General features: G+C 36.6%; 20 protein-coding genes. 9 read left to right on the top strand and 11 right to left on the bottom strand.

Annotated elements, in window-relative coordinates; genetic code table 11:
* Positions 1 to 85: 85 nt before the first annotated feature.
* Genes gcvT through idi form a run of 3 tightly spaced genes read right to left on the bottom strand, consistent with a single transcriptional unit; the run spans position 86 to position 2,154 of the window.
* Positions 86 to 1,162 carry a glycine cleavage system aminomethyltransferase GcvT gene (gene gcvT / locus AC5YGI_RS21720; RefSeq protein ID WP_120230545.1) on the bottom strand — a complete coding sequence of 359 codons (1,077 nt, stop codon included), beginning with the start codon at positions 1,160 to 1,162 and terminating at the stop codon, positions 86 to 88.
* A 9-nt stretch (positions 1,163 to 1,171) separates the two neighbouring features.
* Positions 1,172 to 1,642 (bottom strand): hypothetical protein, encoded by a 471-nt coding sequence (locus AC5YGI_RS21715; RefSeq protein WP_330745769.1) that lies wholly within the window; start codon positions 1,640 to 1,642, stop codon positions 1,172 to 1,174.
* A 2-nt stretch (positions 1,643 to 1,644) separates the two neighbouring features.
* A complete protein-coding gene (gene idi / locus AC5YGI_RS21710) occupies positions 1,645 to 2,154 on the bottom strand; it encodes an isopentenyl-diphosphate Delta-isomerase (RefSeq protein WP_330745770.1) in 510 nt (169 codons plus the stop codon).
* A gap of 311 nt (positions 2,155 to 2,465) precedes the next feature.
* On the opposite strand from idi, the gene AC5YGI_RS21705 reads away from it, so the two are divergent.
* Both AC5YGI_RS21705 and AC5YGI_RS21700 read left to right on the top strand, forming a co-directional pair.
* On the top strand, positions 2,466 to 2,876 hold the full coding sequence (locus AC5YGI_RS21705) for an LNS2 domain-containing protein (protein WP_002980498.1): 411 nt from the start codon (positions 2,466 to 2,468) through the stop codon (positions 2,874 to 2,876).
* Between the two features lie 86 nt (positions 2,877 to 2,962).
* Positions 2,963 to 3,922 (top strand): D-2-hydroxyacid dehydrogenase, encoded by a 960-nt coding sequence (locus AC5YGI_RS21700; RefSeq protein ID WP_110009387.1) that lies wholly within the window; start codon positions 2,963 to 2,965, stop codon positions 3,920 to 3,922.
* 77 nt (positions 3,923 to 3,999) lie between these two features.
* Here AC5YGI_RS21700 and mscL read toward each other — a convergent pair whose 3' ends face one another.
* Positions 4,000 to 4,377, bottom strand: coding sequence for a large conductance mechanosensitive channel protein MscL (gene mscL / locus AC5YGI_RS21695; RefSeq protein ID WP_110009384.1), 378 nt, complete (start codon positions 4,375 to 4,377; stop codon positions 4,000 to 4,002).
* A 245-nt stretch (positions 4,378 to 4,622) separates the two neighbouring features.
* On the opposite strand from mscL, the gene AC5YGI_RS21690 reads away from it, so the two are divergent.
* Positions 4,623 to 6,140, top strand: a complete 1,518-nt coding sequence (locus tag AC5YGI_RS21690; protein ID WP_496169787.1) for an NAD(P)H-hydrate dehydratase — start codon at positions 4,623 to 4,625, stop codon at positions 6,138 to 6,140.
* A 71-nt stretch (positions 6,141 to 6,211) separates the two neighbouring features.
* Here AC5YGI_RS21690 and lgt read toward each other — a convergent pair whose 3' ends face one another.
* Positions 6,212 to 7,060, bottom strand: a complete 849-nt coding sequence (lgt, locus tag AC5YGI_RS21685; protein WP_446107344.1) for a prolipoprotein diacylglyceryl transferase — start codon at positions 7,058 to 7,060, stop codon at positions 6,212 to 6,214.
* Positions 7,061 to 7,510: 450 nt separating this feature from the next.
* Positions 7,511 to 7,762, bottom strand: a complete 252-nt coding sequence (gene yidD, locus AC5YGI_RS21680; RefSeq protein WP_496169786.1) for a membrane protein insertion efficiency factor YidD — start codon at positions 7,760 to 7,762, stop codon at positions 7,511 to 7,513.
* 102 nt (positions 7,763 to 7,864) lie between these two features.
* Between yidD and AC5YGI_RS21675 the strand changes: the two genes are divergently transcribed.
* Positions 7,865 to 9,142: a replication-associated recombination protein A gene (locus AC5YGI_RS21675; RefSeq protein ID WP_202844003.1), complete on the top strand. Its 1,278-nt coding sequence runs from the start codon at positions 7,865 to 7,867 to the stop codon at positions 9,140 to 9,142.
* 236 nt (positions 9,143 to 9,378) lie between these two features.
* Here AC5YGI_RS21675 and AC5YGI_RS21670 read toward each other — a convergent pair whose 3' ends face one another.
* From AC5YGI_RS21670 to AC5YGI_RS21650, 5 genes are all read right to left on the bottom strand, one after another.
* Complete coding sequence (locus AC5YGI_RS21670; RefSeq protein ID WP_446106315.1) at positions 9,379 to 9,816, bottom strand: hypothetical protein; 438 nt, start codon at positions 9,814 to 9,816, stop codon at positions 9,379 to 9,381.
* Between the two features lie 115 nt (positions 9,817 to 9,931).
* Complete coding sequence (locus tag AC5YGI_RS21665) at positions 9,932 to 12,166, bottom strand: DUF2339 domain-containing protein (RefSeq protein WP_496169785.1); 2,235 nt, start codon at positions 12,164 to 12,166, stop codon at positions 9,932 to 9,934.
* 111 nt (positions 12,167 to 12,277) lie between these two features.
* On the bottom strand, positions 12,278 to 12,988 hold the full coding sequence (locus AC5YGI_RS21660; RefSeq protein ID WP_496169784.1) for a hypothetical protein: 711 nt from the start codon (positions 12,986 to 12,988) through the stop codon (positions 12,278 to 12,280).
* A gap of 363 nt (positions 12,989 to 13,351) precedes the next feature.
* Positions 13,352 to 14,200 carry a prephenate dehydratase gene (pheA, locus tag AC5YGI_RS21655; protein ID WP_496169783.1) on the bottom strand — a complete coding sequence of 283 codons (849 nt, stop codon included), beginning with the start codon at positions 14,198 to 14,200 and terminating at the stop codon, positions 13,352 to 13,354.
* Between the two features lie 255 nt (positions 14,201 to 14,455).
* Positions 14,456 to 14,866 (bottom strand): acyl-CoA thioesterase, encoded by a 411-nt coding sequence (locus tag AC5YGI_RS21650; RefSeq protein WP_496169782.1) that lies wholly within the window; start codon positions 14,864 to 14,866, stop codon positions 14,456 to 14,458.
* Between the two features lie 136 nt (positions 14,867 to 15,002).
* Between AC5YGI_RS21650 and dnaA the strand changes: the two genes are divergently transcribed.
* The 5 genes from dnaA (at position 15,003) to AC5YGI_RS21625 (ending at position 20,542) form a co-directional block, all read left to right on the top strand.
* Positions 15,003 to 16,457, top strand: a complete 1,455-nt coding sequence (dnaA, locus tag AC5YGI_RS21645) for a chromosomal replication initiator protein DnaA (protein ID WP_002980474.1) — start codon at positions 15,003 to 15,005, stop codon at positions 16,455 to 16,457.
* A gap of 100 nt (positions 16,458 to 16,557) precedes the next feature.
* Positions 16,558 to 17,007 carry a low molecular weight protein-tyrosine-phosphatase gene (locus AC5YGI_RS21640; protein ID WP_227941764.1) on the top strand — a complete coding sequence of 150 codons (450 nt, stop codon included), beginning with the start codon at positions 16,558 to 16,560 and terminating at the stop codon, positions 17,005 to 17,007.
* A 61-nt stretch (positions 17,008 to 17,068) separates the two neighbouring features.
* Positions 17,069 to 17,767, top strand: a complete 699-nt coding sequence (locus AC5YGI_RS21635; protein ID WP_496169781.1) for an SAM-dependent methyltransferase — start codon at positions 17,069 to 17,071, stop codon at positions 17,765 to 17,767.
* A 450-nt stretch (positions 17,768 to 18,217) separates the two neighbouring features.
* Positions 18,218 to 20,020: a lytic polysaccharide monooxygenase gene (locus AC5YGI_RS21630; protein WP_330745778.1), complete on the top strand. Its 1,803-nt coding sequence runs from the start codon at positions 18,218 to 18,220 to the stop codon at positions 20,018 to 20,020.
* Positions 20,021 to 20,164: 144 nt separating this feature from the next.
* Positions 20,165 to 20,542 carry a hypothetical protein gene (locus AC5YGI_RS21625; protein ID WP_330745779.1) on the top strand — a complete coding sequence of 126 codons (378 nt, stop codon included), beginning with the start codon at positions 20,165 to 20,167 and terminating at the stop codon, positions 20,540 to 20,542.
* Positions 20,543 to 20,687 lie beyond the last annotated feature (145 nt).

Here is a 20,687-nt window from a genome sequence, read left to right as displayed (position 1 = left end):
AAAAATATAAGTTACAAAAAAATACGACCATAAAAAAGGCTGTCCTTTTGAGACAGCCTCTTCTCTTTTTGTTATTTTTTTTCAATTATACAAAAGGAGCTTTCACCACTTTTGCAGGAATGTTCTTGTTTCTCACCTGAATAAAGATTTCAGATCCTAATTTGAAATGAGGTTTGTCTACGTAAGCAAGACCTAATCCTACTTTTTTCATTGGAGACTGTGTTCCTGAAGTTACTTTTCCAATCACGTTTCCTTCAGCATCCACCACAGGATAGTCATGTCTTGGAACTCCTTTATCTGTCAGTTCGAAACCAACTAATTTTCTTGTAACTCCTTCTTCTTTCTGTTTTGCGAAAACATCTTTGGAAACAAAGTCTTTATCAAACTTAGTAATCCACCCTAAACCGGCTTCAATCGGAGACGTTGTATCATCGATATCATTTCCATACAGGCAGAATCCTTTTTCTAATCTTAAAGTATCTCTGGCAGCCAGTCCGCAAGGAATAATTCCTTCTTCTTTACCAGCTTCCATTACGGCATCCCAAAGTTTTTCAGCACTTCCGTTATTGAAATAAATCTCAAAACCACCGCTTCCTGTGTATCCTGTGTTTGAAATAATCACATCGTTTTCGCCCGCAACAGTTCCTACAGTAAAATGATAGTAAGGAATTTCTGAAAGATTTACGTCCGTAAGCTTTTGAAGAATTTCAGTAGCTTTAGGCCCCTGAACTGCCAATAATGACATCTCATCAGAAGCATTGGTCATTTTAGCCCCGAAAGTATTGTATTTTGAAATATGATTCCAGTCTTTGTCGATGTTGGATGCGTTGACTACTACAAAATATTTGTCATCTTCCATTTTGTAAACGATAAGGTCATCTACAATTCCGCCGTTTTCATTCGGAAGGCAAGAATATTGAGCTTTTCCGTTTTCAAGTGCATCTACATTATTGGTAGTTACATACTGCAAAAGGTCTTTTGAACCCGGCCCTTCGATGAAAAACTGTCCCATGTGGGAAACATCAAATAATCCCGCTTTTTCTCTTACTGCAAAATGCTCCTCTGTAACCCCTGAATATTGAACAGGCATTTCAAAACCTGCGAAAGGTACGATCTTAGCTCCCAAAGAAACATGTTTGTCGTACAAGGCTGTTTTCTTCATATTTAATTTTTATTTCTTTATTTTAAAACTGTTAAAAGTCTCATTGAATAGGGTCATATAGTTTCCGTTCCAGAATTTCTGGCCACAGTTGATGGAAACCAAATATAAGTTTTTATCTTTTTGAAAAGCTCTGGTTACCCAGAACAGCTTCTCTTTTTCATCAAAGTGCTCATAGAAATATTCTGTATATCCTTTCTGGCTCTTTTTTTCTTTTACTTTATCCTCCGGGTCTTGTGATTGATAAAGCGCCAGCATAAATTTTTTTACCTCCTCTTTGGGAAGGGGAAGATCATGATATTCCGAAATGGTAATTGCGCCTATCTGACTGGTAGGGAAAATATTAACAATTTCACTGTCGTTGGTAGATTTCCAGCCTTCAGGAACAGTAATAGAATAATTGGAATTTTCATAGATCTTTGCTTTTTGGGCAAAAAACAGACTTCCTGTAAAAAGTGCAGAAAAAAGCAATATTTTTTTCATCGTTAAAAATGGTGTTTATATTCTTCGAGGATGATTTTAAACCATTCCGTAAAGTTTTCAGGATGTTCGGAAATTTCTTTATCCAGATTTTCCATGGAAATGAATCTTACTTCTTCCACTTCTTCTTTATTCAAATTGAAAGCAGCTTCATGATTTCCCACAAACACATGATCCAGCTCGTGCTCCCAAAGGCCACCGCCTACATCTGCTTTGTAAATAAAATGGAATTTTTCTGAAAGTTCTGCTTCAATTCCCAGTTCTTCCTTTAGTCTGCGTACCGCTCCTTGCTGATAAGTTTCCCCGTCACGCGGGTGCGAGCATACCGCATTGGTCCATTGGTTAGGAGAATGGTATTTTCCTGAAGCCCTTTTCTGAAGAAGCATTTCTCCTTTACTGTTGAAAAGAAATACAGAAAAAGCACGGTGTAACAGGCCATTGATGTGAGCCTGCTGCTTTTCCATCAGCCCTAAAACCTCATCTTCAGGATTTACTAAAACAACAAATTCTTCCATTCCTACAAATGTAAGAGTAATAAATGTATTTTGGAAATTTTTAGATAAACATCATGCGTTTTGTAATCATGTTAGTGGATGCAGTAACGAAAGCTTATAGCAAATTTGTAAAATCAATTAAAACTTTATCTACACTCTGATTTTCCTCTAGAGAGAAAAAGTGAAAAATTTTAACTATTTGCAATAAAATGGCTGGTAATTTATTAAAATTATTCTTTAAATAATTTTTTTGCAGCATAATTTTAATATAATTAAAATTGATAATGTCTCGTAATTGTAAAAACGCTAACTTTGTTTTTTAATATTTAGTAATGGAATTAGAATACATTGAACACATTAGTCCTATTCTAAAGGATGGAATAAAAAATTACTTAATAGATATCGACGGAACCATTACCGATGACGTTCCCAATGAAGAGCCGGAAAGAATGGTTACCTGCGAACCCTATCCTGATGCTCTGGAAACGATCAACAGATGGTATGACGAAGGACATCAGATCTGCTTTTTTACTTCAAGAACCGAAAATCTGAAACAAATTACGATCGACTGGCTGGATAAGCATGGCTTCAAATACCACAGCGTGCTTTGCGGAAAACCAAGAGGAGGAAATTATCACTGGATAGACAACCATCTGGTAAGAGCTACAAGATACAAAGGAAGATTTACGGATTTGGTAGAAAAACAAGTGACCATTGAGGTATTCAAAGAAGACGGCGAATAAAAATATAATTCAAAGATTTAAAGATTAAATGTGAACCACTACCTTTAATTTTTAAATCTTTCATTTTTTAATATACTTGATATTTTATGAAAGTTTTAGCAAACGACGGCCTGGATCAATCTGGAATAGATGCATTGACAGAAAAAGGCTTTGAGGTAATCACTACAAAAGTTCCCCAGGAATTTTTAGTAGATTATATTAATGAGCACAAAATCCGCACATTATTGGTGAGAAGTGCCACACAGGTAAGAAAAGATATTATTGATGGCTGTCCGTCCATCGATATTATTGGAAGAGGAGGTGTTGGTATGGATAATATTGACGTAGATTATGCAAGGGAAAAAGGGATTCATGTGATCAACACTCCTTCAGCATCATCGGAATCTGTGGCTGAGCTTGTTTTCGCCCATTTGTTTTCCGGGGCGAGATTTCTTCAGGATTCTAACAGAAAAATGCCTGTTGTAGGAGATACTGAATTTGCAGGTCTTAAAAAAGCATATGCTGCAGGTATCGAACTGAGAGGAAAAACCATCGGTATTGTGGGAATGGGAAGAATCGGCCAGGAAGTGGCAAGAATTGCTTTAGGACTTGGGATGAGAGTGATTGCTGCTGATAATAACGTCGGAAGAGCAAGTATCAAAGTGAAATTTTACAACAACCAGTTCATCAATGTTGATATCGAAACAGAGCCGTTACAGGATGTTTTAAAACATTCGGACTTCATTACTTTACACGTTCCTGCACAGAAGGACGGTTATATGATCGGAAAGGATGAGTTTGAAATAATGAAAGACGGAGTGGCTGTTGTAAACTGTTCAAGAGGTGGAGTTATTGATGAAGCAGCTTTAATTCAGGCTTTGGATTCAGGTAAAGTAAGATTTGCCGGTTTGGATGTTTTCATTAATGAGCCAACACCATCCAAAGAGATCCTTACTCATTCTAAAATTTCTCTTACCCCTCACACGGGAGCTTCTACTCTTGAAGCGCAGGATAGAATAGGGCTTTCCCTGGCAGAGCAGATTTCAAGTATCTTACAGATTCAATAATTTGAAAAAGATCATAAATAAAGCACTCCAGCCTTAGACCGGAGTGCTTTTTTATTTTTAAAACTGTTGTTTAAAGATTAGATATTTTTGCTTTTCAGCAAATCTCTGATCTCCATCAGTAATTTTTGATCTTCTGTAGGTCCGGCAGGAGCAGGAGCCTCTTTCTTGTTCACTTTGTTAGCCAGTTTGATGATCCAGAAAAGAACCATTGCAATACAAAGGAAACTTATTACTGCTGAAAGGAAGTTTCCATAGGCAACACCATTCCATGTAAGTTTTGCAATGTTTTCTGCGCCGGCGGCTTTCAATGCCGGGTTGAGTATAAGAGGAGTGATTACATCTTCCACTAATGAGGAAACAATTTTACCAAATGCTGCCCCAATGATCACACCGACAGCAAGATCGAGAACATTGCCCTTAAAGGCAAACTCTTTAAATTCTTTTACAAATCCCATAATTTATATTTTTTTAGTTAGTATATACACAAAAATATAATTAAAAAATGTAAAAAACACTACGTTTAATCGTTTTTTATTCCCAAAATATTGAAATTTAAGCTCATTTCCTGCTAACAGTTTTAATGAATATTTCAGCATTGTAACAATACATTATTTCATTAATGATGACTTTTTATTTTTATTAATGAGGTGATATCATAATGAAAAATCTTTTGTAATTTGCTTAAAAGTTTGTTTCATCTATGAAAATTTTCACCGCAGAACAGATACGCAGCTGGGATCAGTTTACGATTTCCCATGAGCCGGTTTCTTCTATTCAATTAATGGAAAGAGCTTCAATGGCTGCTGCTCATTGGATTTCGGAACACTGTAAAAACCATAAAAAACTGGCTGTATTTTGTGGTAACGGAAATAACGGAGGTGACGGCCTGGCTATCGCAAGGCTACTTTATCTGAAAGGTTTTGATGTAGATGTATTTGTAAGCGATTCCAAAAGGAAATTTTCAGAAGATGCTTCTGTCAATCTGAAAAGACTCCGCGATTTGTCGGGAATTTCAGTCAGAAAATTTGATCCCGAAGAACACTATAATTTTGATGAGAAAACCATTATTGTAGATGCTCTTTTCGGAACGGGATTATCCAGACCGTTGGAAGGTGATTATAAAAGGCTTGTTGAACAATTGAACAGCAAAAAAAATAGTAAAATATCCATCGATATTCCTTCCGGATTGTCTGCAGATGAAATGGTTGATAATAATCCGGTTATTCTGAAAGCTGATTATACACTGACCTTTCAATGTTGGAAAAGAACCTTCCTTCATCCTGAAACAGGGAAATATACCGGAAAAGTAGTACAGCTGGATATTGATTTAAGCAAAATATACGCAGATACAACTGATTCTGATTACTCTGTAATTGATGATCAGCTGGTGGGATCGATATTTATTCCAAGACAGGAATTTTCTCATAAAGGCAGTTATGGTAAGGCAGTCATCATAGGAGGAAGCTATGGAAAAATAGGAGCCGCAGTGCTGGCAACACGATCAGCTCTCAAAACCGGAGCAGGGCTGACCTTTACACTCGCTCCGGAATGCGGATACAATATTTTGCAGACTTCATGCCCTGAAGCTATGTTTATAAAAGGAGGGGAGCAGTTTATCACAAATTTTGAAATGGACAAAGATGTTACCTGTGGTGCAGGTCCTGGTTTGGGAACGTATTCCGGTACAGAGAAAGGCTTTTTGAGTTTTCTTAAAAACTATTCTCAGCCACTGGTTCTCGATGCAGATGCATTGAATATTATTTCAAATGATCCAAAAAATTTGAAACTCATTCCCAAAAAATCAATCATAACTCCTCATCCGAAAGAGTTTGAAAGACTTTTCGGAAGTACAGATAATTCTTTTGAAAGACTTGAACTGGCAAGGAAAAAAGCAAAAGAACTTGATCTTTATATTGTCCTTAAAGACCACCGTACCCAGGTTGTTACTCCGGAGGGAAAGGTATTCTATAATATAACCGGAAATGCAGGTCTTGCGAAAGGAGGAAGCGGAGATATTCTTACCGGAATTCTCACTTCGCTTCTGGCTCAGAAATATTCTGAAGAGGAAACCTGTATTCTGGGGGTATGGCTGCATGGCAGCGCTGCCGATATTGCTTCAGAAAAACATTCAAAAGAATCGATGCTGCCTACTGATGTCATTGATGCCTTTGGGTCTGTTTTTGAAGAACTGAACAGGAAAGCGGAGAGAAATCTGTAAGTAAACAGCTAATAAAAAAGGCAAATCTGTATTTCTACAAATTTGCCTTTTTATTTTTTAGCTTAAATGGCTTATTCCGGCTTCTCGTTTTCTGCCTCAGTGATCTTGAATTTCCTGGAAACGATCATGATGACAACACCTGCAATCATAAAGGGAATCGAAAGAACCTGACCTGTATTCAGCCCGCCAATCTGGATGAATTCATCTCCCTGTGGCTCTTTAAGGAACTCAACAAAGAACCTGATCGCCCAAAGAATGATGAAAAACAGACCGAATAACCATCCCTGCTGGTATTTTTTATTTGTTTTTCTGTACAGTATCCATAGTAAAATGAAGAGAAGAACATATCCTACCGCTTCAAATAACTGGCTTGGGTAACGGGGTACAGTAAGACCATACTCACTGCTTTGTTGTGGGAAAAGCAAAGCAAACGGAGAATTCGGGTCCGCTGGTTTACCAACGATTTCAGAATTGAAAAAATTCCCCATTCTTACAAACGCTCCTCCTAAAGCTACGACAATACCTAGTCTGTCATATACCCAAAAAGGGTTTTTCTTAATGATTTTAAATGAATAATAAAGCGTGGTGAAAATCAGGGCAATTGTAGCACCATGGCTCGCCAGTCCTGAAAAACCTGTGAATTTTAAACCGTTTTTTGTACTTATCGGTAAAAATACACTCCAGAAATCCTCTTTAAATAGTTCCGGCTGATAAAAGATAACATGTCCTAATCTTGCTCCCAGAATAGTCCCGATCAATGTCCATGTGAACAGAGGTTCTAGGTATTTCTGGTTCACATTATCGATCTTAAAGATTCTCGTCATTAAAACATATCCGAATCCAAAGGCAAAAACAAACATCAAACTATAAAAGTGAAGCGTAAATGATCCGATGTGAATACCTTTTGAAGGATCCCAGATTTTAAATGAAGTCTTAAGTTCTACTTTGTCAGAATCAGTGATAGGTTTTACAGTTTTTACTGCATATTTAAAAGTGGTGATATTTTCTTTGGTAACACCAGTATCAATCAACTTAAAGTTTTTATCAAAAAACTGATATCTGGAATCCTTGTACTTTGCTAAAGTGGAAGCCCCAAAATTATAATAAGCAGGTTCAAAATTGGATTCATTAAGAATCACAACGAAAGACTGGTTCTTGTCTGATTCTCTGTCCGGGAAAGCTGTAAGGTCTCCCATTTCTGTGGTAGAATAGATTTTTACAGGAACATTACTTCCATTGATATCTAAAGTTCCGTCAGATAAACCTCCAGGGTATTCCTGTGCAAAAAGAAGCTGCGTGATGAACGCAAACAGCACAAGATAAATTCTGAAAAAGATAGTATTCATTTTTCTATTGATTTAATAGTTTGATTATTGACATTTATGTTTGGGTGGAACAGGATCATAACCGTTTCCTCCCCAGGGATGGCATCTTAAAATTCTTTTAAATCCCAGCCAGAAACCTTTAAAAACACCATGTACCTGAAGCGACTCAATCATATAGTGGGAACAGGTAGGTTCGTAACGGCAGTTTTTGGGAAGTAAGGGCGAGATGAACCATTGGTAAAATTTGATCAAAATTACCAGCGGAAATGTAATGATTTTATTGAATGTAAGTTTCAAAACAATGCAAAAATAGGGTAAAAAAATGAAAATTAGTTTAATTTTGTTATAAGTTTCGGAGATCGGAAATCCGGGACATTGATCTTAAAAAATAGAATTACTTTGAATCAAAATATCCCATTAGCTGAAAAATTAAGACCCAAAACCCTGAACGATGTTCTTGGGCAGGAGCATCTTACCGGCGACAAAGGAACAATCAGAAAGATGATTGAAAACAATACCCTGAATTCGCTGATATTCTGGGGACCTCCGGGAACGGGGAAAACAACACTCGCTGAAATTATCTCTGAGCAGTCGGGGAGAAAGTTTTATAAGCTTTCTGCAGTTTCTTCCGGGGTGAAAGATGTGCGTGATGTAATTGAGGATGCCAAGAAGCAGAATTTGTTTTCCGGAAAATCACCGATCTTGTTTATTGACGAGATCCACAGGTTTAATAAGTCACAGCAGGATTCATTATTGCATGCGGTAGAAAAAGGCTGGATTGTTTTAATTGGAGCAACTACTGAGAATCCAAGCTTTGAGGTGGTTTCAGCATTGCTTTCAAGAAGCCAGGTCTATGTTTTAAAAGCTTTAAGCTATGAAAAACTGGAAGAACTGATTGATATCGCATCAGAAAGATACAATAAAGATGAAGGAACAGATTTTAAAATCCTTGAGAAAGAAGCTTTCATTCAGTATTCCGGTGGTGATGCCAGGAAACTGATCAATTCCGTAGAACTGGTTTTGAACCAATATAAAAATTCGGGTACAACGGAAATCCTGAATTCTGATGTTCTTGAAGTTCTTCAGGAAACGATGGCTTTGTATGATAAAAACGGAGAGCAGCATTATGATATCATCTCAGCCTTCATCAAATCTATGCGTGGAGGTGATCCGAACGGAGCAGTGTATTGGCTGGCAAGAATGATTGCCGGCGGAGAAGATATTAAGTTTATTGCAAGGAGAATGCTGATTCTGGCTGCGGAGGACGTAGGTCTTGCTAATCCCAATGCTTTGGTGGTTGCCAACAACTGTTTTCAGGCGATCAATGTGATCGGGAATCCTGAAGCAAGGATTATATTAAGTGAAACAGCCGTATATCTTGCGGTTTCCCCTAAGAGTAATTCTGCGTATATGGCGATTAATGAAGCGTTGGCTCTGGTAAAGCAGACCGGAAATCTGCCTGTACCTCTTCATTTGAGAAATGCACCTACAAAATTGATGAAAGACCTTGATTACGGAAAAGAATACAAATATGCCCATTCTTACGAAGGAAACTTTGTAGAACAGGATTTTCTTCCGGAAGAAATTCGAAATGTGAAACTATATGAGCCAGGAAATAATTCTACTGAGAAGAAGATTTACGAGGAGCTCAAGAAAAAGTGGAACAATAAATACTAAAATAAAAAAGGATGCTGAAAAAACGGCATCCTTTTTATATTTAAATCTGTTTTTTTTAACCTATACCATTTCAGCTATTATAAAGTGAAAAATGGTGGTAAATATTTTTAAACCATTAAGGAGACTGAAGAATTAAAGTATAGTTAAGATAAATCATGCTGATTTTAAGGTAAAGCGAAGCTTATCTTAATAATCTTAACAGCTTAATACGATCTTAATGTTTCAAAAAAATCAAATTATTCGGTAGTGTAAATAAACAATGTTTTCTTACCGTTATAATCTTTTGTTTCTGTTCTTTTCTTGATTTCAGGATAAATCCAAGTGTTGGTGTCTGTAAATTCATATCCTTCAATAAATACAGGATTGTCTGCCGGAATATTGTATTGTGCATTCATATTGGATAACGACATTCTGTCTAGTACATTTTCTCCGTTCTTGAACTTATATTCGGTCACTCCTTTCGTAAAAACAGAACTGTATTTTTTTAAGCTTTGGGGAAGACTGGCTGGAGTATTGTATACTTTAGAAACCTGTAATACGTTCTTTTTTGTATTGAACAATTCTACTGTCCCAATGGCGTTATCAGCTACTGCGAACTTTACGGAAGGATTTTTTTGCTGGGCCAATAAAGTAGCAGAGGACAGTATTAAAAAAGAATAGAGTAGTTTTTTCATAATTGGAATGTGTAACTGTTAAAAACGTGATAAATATAGTTATTTTTTATAAAATCTGAATAAAATCTTGAATTGTTTTACATTCTATTTAGAAATGAAAACTTTTTTCTGATTATCAGTTTGTACTTTCATCTTTTTTCTCCTTTTTATCTACCATATTTCTGATCATATTTTTCAGTCGCTGGAAAGTGAAAGAGCTTAATAATAAAATAACTCCGAGAGCAATAAAGGCACTGATTCTTGAGATATTATCCATTTGCCATACATCATAACCATAAAGTTTCAATACCATCAGGCCAACCAATGCAAAGCCAATCTTGTTATATTCCTGAATATTCTTTTTCAAACCTGTATAAATAAAAATACTGGCAAGAATTGTCCAGATAACAGGCAGATAAAGAATATTGAAATGTTCACTTGCTTTATAAGAATGTGGAAGATCATTGGAAACCATTAAAATATAAGAGTGATGCAGCTCGCAGCTTACAGAAATGATTAGTGCCAGAGCCTGTATCCAGTAAGAAATCTTTTGCTTATGAAACCCTGAAGTAGGAATAATTCTGTATCCTATATAGATAAAAGGAATCCACTGAAGTAGATGAAGGAAATAAAAGCTTAAATGGAGCTTTTTTGTTAAGACAGCGGTGACAACCGGAAGAGTCGAAACCGATGTATTTATTACGATCAGGAAGAAAAACAGATAAATCAGTAGGTTTTGAACATCATTTCTGATGCTCAGCAGTTTCCTGAAAAGCAATAAAATAAAAATATAATAAATGCTGAATAAAAGTCCTGTGCTGGTAATGGCTGACCATGGCATTTCCGAAATGTGATAAGTGATTTCAAGAAGAAAAGTAATATAGATAATCCCATAACTGATCACAGTAATAAGATCTTCAAAAAAGTTATTGCTTTTTTCCTGTGTCTCTTTCACGGTGTTCCTTAGCAAATACAGATTAATCATGATGGAAACAATAGTAAAGGAACTGGTGATGAATGGAGGATTGAATATGATATTGAAATCTTTTGTTCCAAAATATTCAGTCCAGGTTACAAGCTGGGCGATCATTACCAATGGAAACAGGATATAAAAGAAGGTTTTGAAAATCTTATGACCTGTTTTTTTCCAGATAAAAAGAAGGAGGGTGGTTTCTATGGCCCAGATGCTGGTGATAAGATGCGTTTTAAACTGAATAGCAACCGCAATGGTTATAAGGCTGGTAACAAGCCCTGCCAATACAGAATAAGCTACTCCAAAGCTTTTGCGGGTATATTCTCTGAAAAGTAAAATAGCATTTACAGCAGCAAAAATAAGCGGGAAAACAATCGGGGGTTCATATTTTAATGTATCAAAAATGTAAAGAAGCCCCAGAATACTTGAAAAATTAGCGAGAGCAAGTATTAAAATATCAGAGGTTGAGAGGATATTTCTTCTGAAGTAATCATACAGGGCAAAAATGTAGAAAATCGCATAACTGATCAGATAAAAAGTAATGCTTAAAAGCTCCGGGCTTTCATGGGTCCAGAATAAAAGGTAGCCTGTTGTAAAAATATAAGCTGTCCATCCCACACTTTTCCAGTGCTGCAGAAAAGAGGCTGCCAGCATTCCCGTATTTAAAAGAGTAATATAAATAAAAAGGAAAAGATAATTACTTTGTCCTGTACTGATCATGAAAGGAGCTGCAAAACCTCCTATCAGTGAAAAGATAATCAATACTTCACTTTTATAGTAATAGGACAGGATGATAGAGGCGGCGGTAATCAGTGCCGTTATAATAAAAGCTGTATTTTGGGTAAACAGATGATATTCACGAAAGGCAATGGTAGCTGTGAAATACAGAACAGCAACACCGCCTCCTGTAATGATGGAAGAAAAAGCCTGATAATTTTTTCTGAGAAAATGCCCGGTGATGATAATTCCTGCTCCGGTACAAAAACCGATTCCCGCTCTTGCTGCTTCGCCGATCCAGTTTTTATCAATGGCATATTTTACAAAATAACCAATTCCGAGAACAAGGGTAAAAATTCCGATAATGGTAAGTGCATTTTGTTTTAAAAAATCAGAAACAGGAGCAAGCCAGTCTTTTTGAACTGGTGTTGAGGTTTCTTCACTTTTTTCACGGTATGGTATATCTTCCTGCTGAACCTGTTGAGGTACCTCTTGCTGCGGAATCAAACTGTTTTCCGTTGAGGTTGTCTTATGAATTACTTCTGTCTGAGCCTGAGCAGTCTTGTTGATTTTATAATGAAGATCTGAAATCTCCTTTTCCAATTTTCTGATTTTGCTGTTCAGATTATTGAAAATGACGAAGATAATGATAAAGATGATAACTGCAACAAACTCATTCATTTCATTAGTTTTTATCAAATATAAAGAAATGTTTCAAATACTATTTAAAAATTAACCCATCGCGGTATAAGCGATGGGTTAAATGGTATAGATAACTAACAATATGTTTTACTAGTTTGATACTTTGTAAATGTAGAATGACGCAATACTGGATCCTAACAATCCTGCCGTGATAACACCGGAATCTACAAGTCCGAAAGAAACTTTGTCACCCGCCTGGAATGAATACAAAGAATTGATGCTGGAATCGGAAAGTGTTAAGTTAACTGCTAATGCAAGATTAACTCCACTGAATGGACGAGTGTCTATCAAAGTGGTTACTGCAGATCTCGTTCTTGCGATAGCAATACCAGGTGCTCCAGACAATAAGGAAGCCTGTAAACCTGTACCATATCTGAATGCAAATCCAACCGCATATACTCCGGTAGAAGGAATATTATAAGAACCATCAGCATTGGTAAATAACGCAGCGGTTCCTATTGTTCTGTCGGCTTGTACAAAGCTGACAGGCTGGTAATCAGAAGGCAAAACACCTAGGTTCAAAAGGGTTATACCAGTTGTTTTTTTCGCAGAATATACGGAAGTATTGGTTCCGGCAGCTGCAATTATTAATGACGGGTCAACTGAGAATACCTGGGTGGTTCCCTGATTAATTCCTAAAATCTGATATCCGGGTAGGGATGTAGCTGCAGGGGTATCACGAACTTTCAAGGTTCCATTAACATCTAGGGTTGCAGATGGGTTGGCTGTATTGATACCAACCTGTGAGAATAATGGTAACGCTGCACATGCTAACATTAAGCTGTAAAGTTTAGTTTTCATGATCAAGATTTTTAAATTAGTTGCTAAGCAAATATACAACAAAAATTATACCCGACATTGTGAAATCTTTAAAATTAACATTATTATGATGTAATATATTTAAACATATGTTTATATTTTAGTTAATATTTGGACATAATTTGGTTACGACTTATTATATTTATTTTTAATTTAATGTATTGTTTATCAGTGTTTTGTTAAAAGATAATTCTCCCTGTTGTGTGGGTTATTTATTGGTTTAAACAGAAGGTGTTATCCATAGATAATTTATCATAAAAGTTTTTTTGAATTTGATATTTCTTAATTGAATAAAAAAAAACACTGCCGTAACGACAGTGTTTTTGAACAGATTTATTTGTTTTCTTAGCTTTCCAACAGGAATTCTTTATAATTCCCAAGAAAATCTACATTAGCGTTGATTGATTCAAGCTCTTTGAGTGCGTTTTCATGCAATACTTCATTCCAGAGTCCTTCAACATTGATAAAAAAGAAATAATTTCCCAAACCTGTTTTTAAGGTTCTGGATTCTATTTTGCTAAGGTTCATTTTTCTCCATGCAAAAACCGATAGAACCTGATGTAAACCACCGGGATGATCTTCCGGAAGCGTGATGAGCATTCCTGATTTCTCACCCAGTATTTCCAGCTGATCATTTTGATACTTGTTCTGTTCTTTGGAAATAATGATAAACCGGGTATGGTTTTGTTCAAAATCCTGAATATTACGGTTCACAATTTTTAAGCCATATAAATTGGCAGCAAACTGATTGGCTACGGCGGCAATAGGAGTCTCCGGATTCTCGGAAACAAATTTTGCGGCCGCTGCAGTGGAAGAAAAATCCTGTTTCGGAATCTCTTTGTAATGGGTGTCTAGAAAATGGAAGCTCTGTGCGAGAGCCTGTGGGTGAGAATATATTCTTTCAATAGTCTCAACAGAATTTTCCGGATGAATCATCAGATGATGCGCAATAGGCATTACTGCTTCTGCTTCTATCTTAATAGACGGAGTCTTATATAAATAATCCAGCGTCATCGATACGGTTCCTTCAATAGAGTTTTCCAAAGGTACTACTGCTTTTACTACCTCTCCGTTTTCAACGGCATTAAAACAATCCAGAATGCTGGCTTGCGGTACTATTTCGTCATCAGGGAAAAGCTGTGCTGTAGCAAGCTGGGTAAAACTGGCATGAGGCCCCAAAAATGCAATCTTCATAGTGTAATATATAAGGGATGATTAAAATAATGGTACAAAGGTGCGAATTAATTCATAAACAGAGAGGGGGTAGAGTTTAAAGTGTAATGTTTTTAGTTGCGAGTTACGGGTTACGAGTTGCGGGTTTATTTTGTGACCGGATAATTTGAGATAGATATTTTAACTCTATTGAAAATTCACCAGTCACCTTTATAAAACCTCTACCCAATATTTCGTCGGGTATCTCCCTAATTCCTGCAACCTACTACCTGCAACCTATCCCTTCCAGTTTTTCTCAATCAGTTCCATCAGAAAATCCGGACACCTGATCACTTTATTGGTTTTTGCATCCAGAAAGAATAGAGTAGTGGAAGCTTCTGTTATTTTAATATGCTCTTCATTGTAAATTTCATATTCAAATTCGATCCTTACCCCCGGAATTTTTTTAACATAAGTATGGATTTCTAATTTTTGATCATACAAAGCAGGGCGGATATATTTAATTTTGTAGTCCGAAACGGGAAGCCAAATTCCTTGGTTTTCAATTTCATCGTATGAAATTCCTATGCTTCTGAAGAGTTCAACTCTCGCTACTTCGAAGTACGTTGCATAGTTTCCGTAGTATACGTATTTCATCGGATCTGTTTCTGCGTAACGTACTCGTATTGAGTGTGTTGTGTGTATCATTTTAGGTGTTAAATTATACATACAAATATATTTTTAAATAATCAATACCTGCAATATTTTTTTTTGAAAAGAAAAAATTGGACCTTTGTCTTCCTTCTAAACACAGTACAAACAAAGAATAATCGGGGCTTAAAAAATGGATGACAATTTAATGATGATATGGCAGAAATGCCTTCAGTTTATGCGCGATAACCTGAACGCTGCTGAAGACAATTCTGACCTTAAAAAACTTGAAAAATCTTTCGATATGCTATTCGATAAGGTTCAGCCGCTTTCATTGGTGGCCAACAACCTTACGCTGATCGTGCCGAGTGATTTCTACAAGGAATATATAGAGGACAATTACCTGTCCTTACTTTCTGCTGCCCTGAAGAAAAATATTGGAAAAGGAGTGAAATTATGGTATTCTGTGATGGAAAACAGACCAAAAGGTGAAGAAAAACCTGTTACCATGAACATCAAGGGACAAAGCGTTCCTACTCCGAAAACACAGGAAACCATGCCGCAAGGTTTTTCTGCTAATATTGTAAACCCGTTTGTCGTTCCTGGAATTAGAAAAGTAAATATAGATTCTAACCTGAAGCCTGACTATTCGTTTGATAGTTATGTAGAAGGAGAAAGCAATAAATTTGCAGCCACTGTAGCCAGATCCATTGCCAAAAGACCTGGAGCAACAGCTTTCAACCCGTTATTCCTATATGGAGGTTATGGAGTTGGAAAAACCCACCTGGGACAGGCTGTTGGTCTTGAAGTAAAAAATCAGTTTCCTGATAAAGTAGTTCTTTATCTGTCTTCTGAAAAGTTTATCCAACAGTTTATCTCTGCGGCTAAGGCTCATAAGCAGACTGAATTTGCGAATTTCTATCAAATGGTAGATGTACTGATTATTGATGATATTCAGTTCCTATCCGGAAAATCGGCGACACAGGACAGTTTCTTCCATATTTTTGATCACCTGCATCAGAATGGAAAACAGATTATCCTTACTTCAGATAAGGCTCCCGCAGATATTATGGATATCCAGGACAGAATTGTTTCCCGTTTCAAATGGGGACTTTCTGCGGAAATCAAATCTCCGGATCTATCTACAAGAAGACAGATCATTGAAGATAAGCTAAGCAGAGACGGAATTGTTCTTCCTGGCGATATGCTTGACTTCCTTGCTGCTGAAGCCAAAACAAATGTAAGAGAGCTTATCGGGGTTATCAACTCTGTGATTGCATACTCTACAGTATATAAGAGAGACCTTAGTCTTGAGTTGCTTAAAGAAACCATCAACAGAATTGCAGCGAACCAGAAGAAGGTGATCAATATTCCTTATATTCAGGAAGTGGTTTGTGATTATTTTGGAATCAAAAAGGAGCAGTTGCTTTCAAAAACAAGAAAAAGAGAGATTGCATTACCAAGACAGCTTGCGATGTACTTCTCCAAAGAGTTTACCAATTCTACATTTACCAAAATTGGTGAGGAAATGGGAGGAAAAGATCACTCTACAGTAATGTATGCTTGTGATACGATCAAAGACGTTTCAAAAATTGATAAAGAAATCAAGAAATACGTAAAAGACCTTACTGAAAGAATCAAACAATAAATAAGGTTGAGCTTACATAAATTAAAATGAAGGATAGTTTTATTCTTCATTTTTTATTTAGTTTTGTCGTAACAAAAGACTTTTTTAAAAAAAACAGAATATGAAAATTTTAATGGTTTGTCTGGGAAATATATGCAGAAGTCCATTGGCGGAAGGAATTATGAAAACGAAACTACCGGATCATTATTGGGTAGATTCTGCCGGAACTATTTCAATGCATGAAGGCGAGCATCCGGATAAAAGAGCCATTAAAACTGCAGCTAATCATCATATTGATATATCGCAGCAAAGATCAAGACCTATCACCAGGAAAGATTTTGAAACCTTTGATAAAATCTACTGTATGGATGTTGATGTACTCGGAGATGTTGTTTCTAAAACTAAAAATGAAGAAGAACGTCAGAAAGTATCCTTGTTTTTAGAGGTATTGGGAGATCACAAAAATGCTGAAGTGCCGGATCCTTATTGGGGCGATATGAACGATTTTGAAAAGGTTTTCCAGCTTTTGGATAAAGGTTGTGAAGCTATCAAAAATCAATTATCAAAATAATGAGCATGACATGCAGAATATTTCCAACACCTTCACTTAAAAAGAACTAAAAAATAATACAATGCTTTTTTTACTCCCTGCTTACCTATCAGAAAATACTTCTATCAACCACTTTTCACCTGTTGTGAAGGATTATATCATGCAGACAGATTATTTCTTTGTGGAAAATGAGAAAACTGCCCGAAAGGTTGTGAAATTTTTTGCTCCTGAAAAAAAGCAGTCTGATCTGAAGTTATTTCTATTGGATAAATACACAGAAAATGCAGATATTAAGGAAGCTCAGGAGCTGATGCTGAAAGGGCAGGACTTCGGATTGCTGTCAGAAGCAGGATTACCATGTATTGCAGATCCGGGAAATCTGATGGTGAAATGGTGTCATGAGAAAAACATCAGAGTGATCCCGATTTCGGGGCCTTCATCTATTATTCTTGCTTTGATTTCCAGTGGTTTTAATGGACAGGAGTTTACTTTCCACGGCTATCTTCCCATTGATAAAGGGGAGAAAAAGAAACAGATCATGAACCTGGAAAGTCTTGTACAGAAAACAGGATATTCTCAGATTTTCATGGAAACACCTTACCGGAATAACCAGCTGTTTGAAGATTTGTGTAAGTTTTTGTCACCGAATACAAAGCTTTGTATTGCAGCTAATATCAACGATCCGGAACACGAATTCATCAAAACAAAAACCATAAAAGACTGGCAGAAACAAAAACCGGAACTTCATAAAATTCCTGCAGTCTTCGTACTTGGGAAATAACTCGGATTCTTTGTGAATATAATCTACTGCTGAGAGAATGATCAATTCTCTCAGCTTTTTTATTAAATAGTTTTCAGTACTGCTTACAAATTATATAACTGACATCATTTTATATTTCCATTTTCTCTCCACCTTCTGTTACCAACCAATTCCCATGAAAAATATTTCAATAAAGTGTGATTAATTATATATTTTTTTGTATATTTATGTTTTAACATTTTGTAATTATATGTTAAGGATAAGATGTTATGAATTGTAATTTTATGTTTTAATATCAAATATTGACTAATTCATTTAGTTTAATTTGTTTTTTTTATTAAAAATTCTACAATTCAAATCATTTGATGAATTAAAGCTGTTTTCTTTTCCATTTCTTTAGTTATATCGAGGAAAAGGGTTTCAGAAAATAGTTTTACGGAAGATTGATCAATAACACCAAAATATTTAGTTATGAAGACAAGTAAATTTTTTTTTGCGCTATTGCTGATGCTGGCGATGCTGGTACCATCTTTAATTCATCTGTCTGCGCACGGATATGTATTGAGTCCTGCCTCCAGAGGATATCAGGGTAGCCTTGATAAGGCTGCACTAGGTTATTCTGCTGCATTTAGTATCTATGGATCTGTTATTAATGAACCTGGATCTCTTGAAGCCCCAAAAGGGTTTCCTGCGGCGGGTCCTGCAGATGGAAAGATTGCCTCTGCTAATGGAAGCATTGGTGGAGACACTACACTGGACATTCAGACTGCCGATCGTTGGAAGAAAACCAATATTTCCACTGGTGTGAATGGCTTTATCTGGAAATACTCGGCATATCATGCGACAGCAAAATGGCATTATTATATCACAAAGCAGGGCTGGAATCCCAATCAACCACTTTCCCGTCAGGATCTTGAGCTTATTGGAACTGTTGCACATAATGGGACACCTCCGCAGGATAATGTTTCTCATCAGATTACCGTTCCTGCAAACCGTAGCGGCTATCATATTATTTTAGCGGTCTGGGATGTAGCAGATACCACCAATGCATTTTATAATGTAATTGATGTTAACGTAACCTCCGGAACAGGAGTTTCTGCACCTGCCACCCCGACAGGCTTAGCACAGGTAGGAATAACAAGCACTTCTGCCAAAATAAGCTGGAATGCACAGTCTGACGCGGTATCCTATAACGTTTTCCGCAACGGACAAAACATTCAGCAGGTAACTACGGCTACATTCCAGGATACTGGTTTAACAGCCAATACGACATATACCTATGAAATTCAGGCGAAGGGATCTTCAGGGCTTACTTCAGCGAAAAGTGCACCACTCAATGTAAAAACAAACAGTGAAGGCACTCTTGAAAAGCCTACAGCACCCTCCAACCTGCATTCAATGGCCGTTACTGAAAACTCTGTTTCATTAATGTGGACAGCTTCCACCCATTCGCAGGGAATCAAAAATTACCAAGTATTTGAGAATGGAATTAAAGTAGGAGAGACTGTACAAACAAGCTTTTTACGAACCGGATTGGCACAGGACACAGAATATACTTATACGGTAAAATCTGTTGCAATGAACGATCAGCTTTCTGATGTAAGTAATGAATTAAAAGTCAGAACAAAAAAAATTACATCAGGAAATGGCCAGACCTACTGTGGAGCAGAGCAGTATAATGCTGCCAATGCTTATCCTGCAGCCGGAACGAAAGTTTTTTACTCCTGTAAAATCTGGAAAAACAAATGGTACGCAAATCCGGGAGAAATGCCTGGAATCAATATGGTATGGGAGGAAATAAGTACATGTACTGAAGGGACAGGCTGTGAATCAGGCGGTGCGGTTACCTATTGTGGCGCACAGGAATATAATCCTGCAAAAACATATCCAGCAGCAGGAACAAAGGTTTTCCACGCCTGCAAAATCTGGGAGAACAAATGGTACGCAAATCCGGGGGAAACACCAGGAAATAATACTGTCTGGAAAATTGTAAGCGACTGCAATGAAGGACAGAACTGTCAGACATCAGCTCTTACCAATAAAGAAAATGATCTTTCAGTAATTGTATCCGAACATATGATCAATTTTGCACCGGAAACTTATTATGCTCAAATAAGCAGGGTAGATGTCATTACCCCTCACGGACTTCAGATCATGACTTTTATGAATCCCGATAAAAACAGTATGAACATCAGCCGTCTTCAATCCGGAATCTATTTTGTGAAAATCTTTTATAAGGACGGAAAAAATAGTACTAAAACCATCAGAAAATAACAAAGACGATCTGAAATATCAAAAAAGCCGTCCATATTTTGTGGATGGTTTTTTTGGCAGAATTATAAAAATATTTAACAGCCCTTAACAAGACTATTGCATTATTCTTGTTTTTTAGTATTCATCACTTAAAATTATATGATTATGTCTGATAAAAAATTAGCAGGAATCTGGATTGATACAGAAAAAGCCATTGTAGCCAGGAATCACGATACACAAAATGTTTCTGAATTCATCCTTTGCAAACCGGTGAAAGCAGAGATACAGCACGGAAACTCCAGTGAGAATGCAGGAAATAACGCTGAAATTACCAACAGAAACAAGTTTTTTAAAGAAATTGAAAAGTTGCTGACCAATTCTCAGGAAGTGTATATTACAGGACCGGGTGTAACACAGGAGGAGCTTAAGCACTTCCTTCATGATACGGCTCAGTTCAGAGATTTGAAAATTACATTGGGAACCTCACAGAAAATGGCAGATGAAAAGGTCCTCGAAACAGTAAAAGAATATTTTAATAGTTAAATTGTAGATAATGCAATGAAAATCCGGGCATCGAAGATGCCCGGATTTTTAATAAGTTAATTTTAATCCTTTTTCTTTGATCTCCATTTTCTCCAAATAAAAATAATAACAGGAATAAGCAAAAAGAAAGGCCACAGAGAAATGA

It is taken from the genome of Chryseobacterium sp. CS3K3.1, assembly GCF_059515165.1.
Note: the sequence above shows the minus strand (reverse complement) of the source record. Positions and strands in the feature narration are given on the sequence as shown.